We start from the raw sequence: 6,559 nt of genomic DNA, 5'->3' as shown, positions 1-6,559 counted from the left end.
GAGACGATCCACGGCCTGCTGCTGCTCGTCGCGGTCGGCATCGTGGCGTACGGCGTCTGGCAGTACCGCAAGACCCGTCAGAAGGCGTCGCTCGTCGGCGCCCTGCTCGGCGTCGTCGTCGCGGCCTGGTACTTCTCGACCGAGTCGATCCCCGAGGACCTGACCGGCATGACGCCGTACCTCACGACGCTGCTGGTCCTGGCCCTGTTCTCCCAACGGCTCCGCATGCCGGCCGCCGACGGCAAGCCCTACCGACGAGGGAGTGCGGGCTAGTGGCTCTCGGCATCTCCGGACCCGACGACCCGATCGACTGGGAGTCGCTGACGAAGTACGCGACCGAGGTCATGGGTCGCGCGTACGCGCCCTACTCCCGCTACAAGGTCGGCGTCGCAGGCCTCGTCGACGACGGCCGGGTCGTGCTGGGCTGCAACGTCGAGAACGCCGCCTACGGCGTGGCCCTGTGTGCCGAGTGCGGCATGGTGTCGGCGCTGCACGCGACGGGCGGCGGGCGCCTGCTCGCGGTCGCCTGCGTCGACGCGCAGGGCGCTGCGCTGATGCCGTGCGGACGGTGCCGTCAGCTCCTGTGGGAGAACGGCGGACCCGACATGCAGCTCATGACGCCCAGCGGCGTCAAGACCATGACCGAGGTGCTGCCCGACGCGTTCGGAGCCGACAACCTGGGTCTCAGTTGACCGGCTACGCGGTCCAGCTCGACGCCGGCTCGCCGGAGTTCCTGCAGGACCCCTATCCCGTGTTGGCCTCGTTGCGGGCGTCCGGGCCGGTCCTGTGGCACGAGCCGATGGGCGTGTGGCTCGCCACGACGCACGAGTCGGTCAGCCAGGTCCTCCGCAACCGCGCCTTCGGCCGGATCTGGACCGACTGGGAGCCGAAGTCGCAGATGGAGCCGTTCAACGCGCTCCACCGCAACCAGATGATGGAGAACGAGCCACCGACACACACCCGCCTCCGGCGGCTCGTCGCGGCGGCGTTCGGCCGGGGCCACGTCGAACGCATGAGGTCCAGGATCCAAGACCTGGCCACGGAGATGGCGGACGAGCTGTTCGAGCCTGGCGCCGATGGGCGAGTGCCTGCGACGGTCGACATCCTCAGTCGCTACGCCGAGCCCATGCCGGTCTACGTCATCGCCGACCTGCTGGGCGTCCCGCGCGAGGACCACGCGGACCTGCGTCGCTGGTCGCAGGCCATCGTCCACATGTACGAGCCCAACGTCGGCGCCCTCGTCAAGGCCGACGCGATCGCGGCGTCGACCGCGTTCTCGGACTACGTCCGCGCCGTCGTCGACCAGCGCCGCAGCGCGCCCGGGGACGATCTCATCACGGATCTCATCGAGGCCCGGGACGAGGGCACCAGGCTCAGCGACGACGAGCTCGTCGCCTCGGTCGTGCTGCTGCTCAACGCCGGCCACGAGGCCTCGGTCAACGTGTTCGGCAACGGCTTCCACGCGCTGCTGGAGCATCCCGACCAGATGGCCCGGATCACCAGCGGGGAGGTCTCGGTCGAGACCGCCCTCGAGGAGCTCATCCGTTTCGACGCGCCACTGCAGCTGTTCGAGCGCACGGCCACGGCCGATGTCGAGGTCTGCGGACAGCTGATCCGCACGGGCCAGCGGATCGCGTGCCTGATGGGCTCGGCCAACCGGGACGCCTCGGTGTTCGAGGACGCCGACACGTTCGACGTCGGGCGCGACCCCAACCCGCACGTGGGGTTCGGGATGGGCGTGCACTTCTGCCTCGGCGCCCCGCTGGCCCGGCTCGAGCTGCAGATCAGCATCAAGACCCTGCTCGACCGCCACCCGACGCTGCAGCTCGTCGGCGAGGCGCCGCGGCGGCCCACCTGGGTCCTGCGCGGGTTCGAGAGCATCACCGTGGAGGCATCATGAGCACCGAATCCTTCGACGCCGTCGAGGTCATCGCGGCCAAGCGGGACAAGCACGAGCTGACCGACCCGCAGATCGACTGGGTCGTTGACGCGTACACCCGCGGTGTCGTCGCCGACGAGCAGATGTCGGCGCTCGCGATGGCGATCCTGCTCAACGGGATGAACCGGCGCGAGATCTCGCGGTGGACGGGCGCGATGATCGCCAGCGGTCAGCGGATGGACTTCTCGACCCTCTCGTGGCCGACCTCCGACAAGCACTCGACCGGTGGCGTGGGCGACAAGATCACCCTGCCGCTGGCCCCGCTCGTCGCGGCGTGCGGCGTCGCGGTCCCGCAGCTGTCGGGCCGCGGTCTCGGCCACACCGGCGGCACGCTGGACAAGCTCGAGGCGATCCCCGGCTGGCGAGCGGCGCTGAGCAACGACGAGATGATGGCCCAGCTCGAGGGCATCGGCGCCGTGATCTGCGCCGCCGGCGCGGGTCTGGCTCCCGCCGACAAGAAGCTCTACGCCCTGCGTGACGTCACCGGCACGGTCGAGGCGATCCCGCTGATCGCGAGCTCGATCATGAGCAAGAAGATCGCCGAGGGCACCGGCTCGCTGGTGCTCGACGTCAAGGCCGGCTCCGGTGCGTTCATGAAGGACCTGGACCAGGCCCGCGAGCTGGCCGAGACGATGGTCGCGCTCGGCACCGACGCGGGTGTCAAGACCGTCGCGCTGCTGACCGACATGTCGACGCCGCTCGGCCTGACCGCCGGCAACGCGTGCGAGGTCGCCGAGTCGGTCGAGGTCCTGGCCGGTGGGGGGCCGGCGGACGTCGTCGAGCTGACGCTCGCGCTGGCGCGCGAGATGCTCGCGGCCGCCGGACGTACGGACACCGACCCCGCGGACGCGCTGGCCTCGGGCGCAGCGATGGACGTGTGGCGGCGCATGATCGCCGCGCAGGGCGGCGACCCCGACGCCGCGCTGCCCACCGCGAAGGAGACGCACGTCGTCGCCGCGCCGGAGACCGGCACCCTGACCCGGCTCGACGCGATGAGCGTCGGCGTCGCGGCGTGGCGCCTCGGCGCGGGGCGCTCGCGACCCGGCGAGCAGGTCCAGGCCGCCGCCGGCGTCGTGATGCACGCCAAGCCCGGCGACGCCGTCACCGCAGGTCAGCCGCTCATGACGCTGCACACCGACACGCCCGAACGGTTCGCCCGCGCGATTGCCGCCCTCGAGGGTGGGTACGACATCGGCGCGTCGGGATCGCCTGCCCTCAGCGTGGTCCTCGACCGGATTGGGTAGGTTCGACCGATGCGCATCCTGAACGACCATGTCGAGATCGCCGCAGCCGCCGGTGAGGAGCTCGGTGTCAGCGAGTGGGTCCAGATCACCCAGGAACGGATCGACATGTTCGCCGACGCGACCGGTGACCGGCAATGGATCCACGTCGATCCCGAGCGGGCGGCCGAGGGGCCGTTCGGCGCCACGATCGCGCACGGCTACCTGACCTTGTCGATGCTGCCGTTCCTCGGCGCCCAGGTGTTCGCCTTCGCCGGCGACGTCGCCCGGGTCAACTACGGGCTCAACAAGGTGCGGTTCGTGTCGCCCGTGCGGGTGGGCTCGAAGGTCCGCTGCCGGGTCGACCTGCTCGAGGTCGTCGAGATCGAGAAGGGCCAGCGGGCCACGCTCCGGCACACCGTCGAGATCAAGGGCAGCGACAAGCCGGCGTGCGTCGCCGAGACCGTTACTCTGCTCATGTCTCGTGACACGATGACCCTGTGAGAGCCACTACCGAACAGATCGCCCAGGCCCCGAAGGTCGCCCTCCACGAGCATCTCGATGGTGGGGTGAGGCCGGCCACGATCGTCGAGATCGCCACCGAGATCGGCCACGACCTGCCCGCGGAGGGTGCCGAGGCGCTGAGCGAATGGTTCGAGGAGTCCTCGAGCTCGGGATCGCTGGAGCGGTACCTGGAGACCTTCGTCCACACGGTCGCGGTGATGCAGCGGCCCGAGGACCTCGCCCGGGTCGCCCGCGAGGCGGTGCTCGACCTGGCCGACGACGGCTGCGTCTACGCCGAGCTGCGCTGGGCGCCCGAGCAGCACCTGTCGGCGGGCCTGAGCCTGAGCGAGACCGTGGAAGCGGTGCAGGCAGGCATCCAGGAGGGCAAGCAGATCGCGGCCCTCGAGGGCCAGAGCATCGAGATCGGCCAGCTGCTGACCGCCATGCGGCACGCCGACCGCGGCCTGGAGATCGCCGAGCTCGTCGTGGAGCACCGCGACCGGGGCGTCGCCGGCTTCGACATCGCCGGCGCCGAGGACGGCTTCCCCCCGATCCTGCACCTCGAGGCGTTCGAGTTCCTGCGTCGCGAGAACGCGCACTTCACGATCCACGCCGGGGAGGCCTTCGGCCTGCCGTCGATCTGGCAGGCGATCCAGCGGTGCGGCGCCGAGCGGCTCGGCCACGGCGTCCGCATCGTCGACGACATCGACTTCAGCGATCCGGACAACCCGATCCTCGGCGGGCTCGCCTCCTATGTCCGCGACCGGCGCATCCCGCTGGAGATGTGCCCGTCGTCCAACCTGCAGACCCATGCCGTCCCCGGCATGACGTCAATCGCCGGGCACCCGATCGGCAAGCTCAAGGACCTCGGCTTCCGGGTCACCGTCAACTGCGACAACCGCCTGATGAGCCGGACGTCGATGTCGCGCGAGTTCCAGCTGCTGGTCGACGCCTTCGACTACTCGATCGACGACCTGCGCTGGTTCACGGTCAACGCCATGAAGAGCGCCTTCCTGCCCTTCGACCAGCGGCTCGTCCTGATCAACGACATCATCAAGCCCGCCTACGCCAAGCTCTGACGCCGGGCCTGACGTTTCTGCGGACACGCCGACGGCGTGTCGGTCAGAACGTCAGGCCCAGCGGGTCAGGCGGCCTGGTCGCTCGCCTTCGGCTCGCTCGCCGGCTCCAGCGCGTAGGTCAGGATCTCGGCGACATCGGCTACGGGCCGCACGTCGAGCTCGGCCAGGACCTCGTCCGGCACATCGACCAGGTCGACCTCGTTGCGGGCCGGGATGAACACGGTCCTCAGCCCGGCGCGCTGCGCCGCCATGAGCTTCTGCTTGACCCCGCCGATCGGGAGCACCCGGCCGTTGAGGGTCACCTCGCCGGTCATCCCGACATCGGCCCGGACATTGCGGCCCAGCGCCAGTGACGTCAGCGCCGTGACCATCGTGACGCCCGCGGACGGGCCGTCCTTCGGCACCGCACCGGCCGGCACGTGCAGGTGGATCGACCGCTCCAGCGTCGCCGGGTCGATGCCCAGCGCCGCCGCGTGCGAGCGGACGTACGTCAGCGCGATATGCGCCGACTCCTTCATGACGTCGCCGAGCTGGCCCGTGATGGCCAGGTTGCGCTCGCCGTCGTAGGCGCTGGCCTCGATGAACAGCACGTCGCCACCCAGCCCGGTGACCGCGAGCCCGGTGGACACACCCGGCACCGCCGTCCGCTCGGCGACCTCCGGGACGAACCGCGGCCGGCCGACGTAGTCGACCAGCGTGGCCTCGTCGACCACGACGGGCGTCTCGACCGACGGGTCGGTGAGCCTCGTCGTGACCTTGCGGAACACCTTGGCGAGCAGCCGCTCCATCTGCCGGACTCCGGCCTCGCGGGTGTAGGACGCAGCGATCGAGCGGAGCGCCTCGTCGGTGACCTCGACCTCGGCGTCGGTCAGGGCAGCGCGCTCCAGCTGGCGGGGGGCCAGGTAGCGCCGGGCGATCTGCACCTTGTCGTCCTCGGTGTACCCGTCGAGCTGGACGAGCTCCATCCGGTCAAGCAGCGGCTGCGGGATCGACTCGATGACGTTGGCGGTCGCCAGGAACAGCACGTCCGACAGGTCGAGGTCCAGGTCGAGGTAGTGGTCGCGGAACGTGTGGTTCTGCGCCGGGTCGAGCACCTCGAGCAGGGCCGCCGCGGGATCGCCGCGGTAGTCGGCGCCGACCTTGTCGATCTCGTCGAGCAGCACGACGGGGTTCATCGAGCCGGCCTCGCCGATCGCGCGCACCAGCCGGCCCGGGAGCGCACCGACGTACGTGCGACGGTGGCCGCGGATCTCTGCCTCGTCGCGGACGCCACCGAGGGCGACCCGGACGAAGGTGCGGCCCAGCGCGCGGGCGACGCTCTCGCCCAGCGACGTCTTGCCGACCCCGGGCGGGCCCACGAGCGCCATGACGGCGCCCGAGCCGCGTCCGCCGACGACCTCGAGGCCGCGCTCACTGCGCCGGGCACGCACCGCGAGGTACTCCACGATCCGGTCCTTGACGTCGTCGAGGCCGTGGTGGTCGGCGTCGAGCACGGCGCGGGCCGCGCCGATGTCGGTGTTGTCGTCGGTCTTGACGCCCCACGGGAGCTCGAGCACCGTGTCGAGCCACGTGCGGATGTAGCCCGCCTCGGGGTTCTGGTCGCTGCCGCGCTCGAGCTTGCCGACCTCGCGCAGCGCGGCCTTGCGGACGTCGTCGGGCAGATCGGCCTCCTCGACCCGCTCGCGGTAGTCCTTGGTGTCCTCGGGCTCGTCGTCGCCGAGCTCCTTGCGGATCGCGGCGAGCTGCTGGCGCAGGACGAACTCGCGCTGGTTCTTGTCGATGCTCTCCTGCACCGACTCCGAGATCTTCTCGTTGAC

6 protein-coding genes and 1 pseudogene are annotated in these 6,559 nt (G+C 70.7%); 6 read left to right on the top strand and 1 reads right to left on the bottom strand.

The window, feature by feature from the left end:
• The 6 genes and pseudogenes from JWQ91_RS03515 to JWQ91_RS03490 form a co-directional block, all read left to right on the top strand.
• Positions 1 to 273: pseudogene (locus JWQ91_RS03515) on the top strand (ABC transporter permease); the annotation flags it as partial.
• A gap of 32 nt (positions 274 to 305) precedes the next feature.
• Positions 306 to 692: a cytidine deaminase gene (locus JWQ91_RS03510; protein WP_297780900.1), complete on the top strand. Its 387-nt coding sequence runs from the start codon at positions 306 to 308 to the stop codon at positions 690 to 692.
• Positions 689 to 1,900: a cytochrome P450 gene (locus JWQ91_RS03505; protein WP_297780897.1), complete on the top strand. Its 1,212-nt coding sequence runs from the start codon at positions 689 to 691 to the stop codon at positions 1,898 to 1,900. Before JWQ91_RS03510 ends, JWQ91_RS03505 begins: the two co-directional genes overlap by 4 nt.
• Entirely contained in the window at positions 1,897 to 3,183 is a 1,287-nt protein-coding gene (locus JWQ91_RS03500) for a thymidine phosphorylase (RefSeq protein WP_297780894.1), read from the top strand. Before JWQ91_RS03505 ends, JWQ91_RS03500 begins: the two co-directional genes overlap by 4 nt.
• 9 nt (positions 3,184 to 3,192) lie before the next feature.
• Positions 3,193 to 3,663, top strand: coding sequence for a MaoC family dehydratase (locus JWQ91_RS03495; RefSeq protein ID WP_297780891.1), 471 nt, complete (start codon positions 3,193 to 3,195; stop codon positions 3,661 to 3,663).
• Positions 3,660 to 4,742 (top strand): adenosine deaminase, encoded by a 1,083-nt coding sequence (locus JWQ91_RS03490; RefSeq protein ID WP_297780888.1) that lies wholly within the window; start codon positions 3,660 to 3,662, stop codon positions 4,740 to 4,742. Before JWQ91_RS03495 ends, JWQ91_RS03490 begins: the two co-directional genes overlap by 4 nt.
• Positions 4,743 to 4,807: 65 nt before the next feature.
• On the opposite strand, the gene lon is transcribed toward JWQ91_RS03490, so the two are convergent.
• A partial coding sequence (gene lon / locus JWQ91_RS03485; protein WP_297780886.1) for an endopeptidase La occupies positions 4,808 to 6,559 on the bottom strand: 1,752 nt, incomplete at its 5' end.

Source organism: Aeromicrobium sp. (genome assembly GCF_025965075.1).
Taxonomy (GTDB): Bacteria; Actinomycetota; Actinomycetes; order Propionibacteriales; family Nocardioidaceae; genus Aeromicrobium.
This window is presented reverse-complemented; position numbering and strand designations above follow the sequence as displayed.

Bases quoted from the DNA above. Each gene is read 5' to 3' on its own strand.
- JWQ91_RS03500 (WP_297780894.1), top strand. From the start codon at position 1,897: ATGAGCACCGAATCCTTCGACGCCGTCGAGGTCATCGCGGCCAAGCGG.
- JWQ91_RS03495 (WP_297780891.1), top strand. From the start codon at position 3,193: ATGCGCATCCTGAACGACCATGTCGAGATCGCCGCAGCCGCCGGTGAG.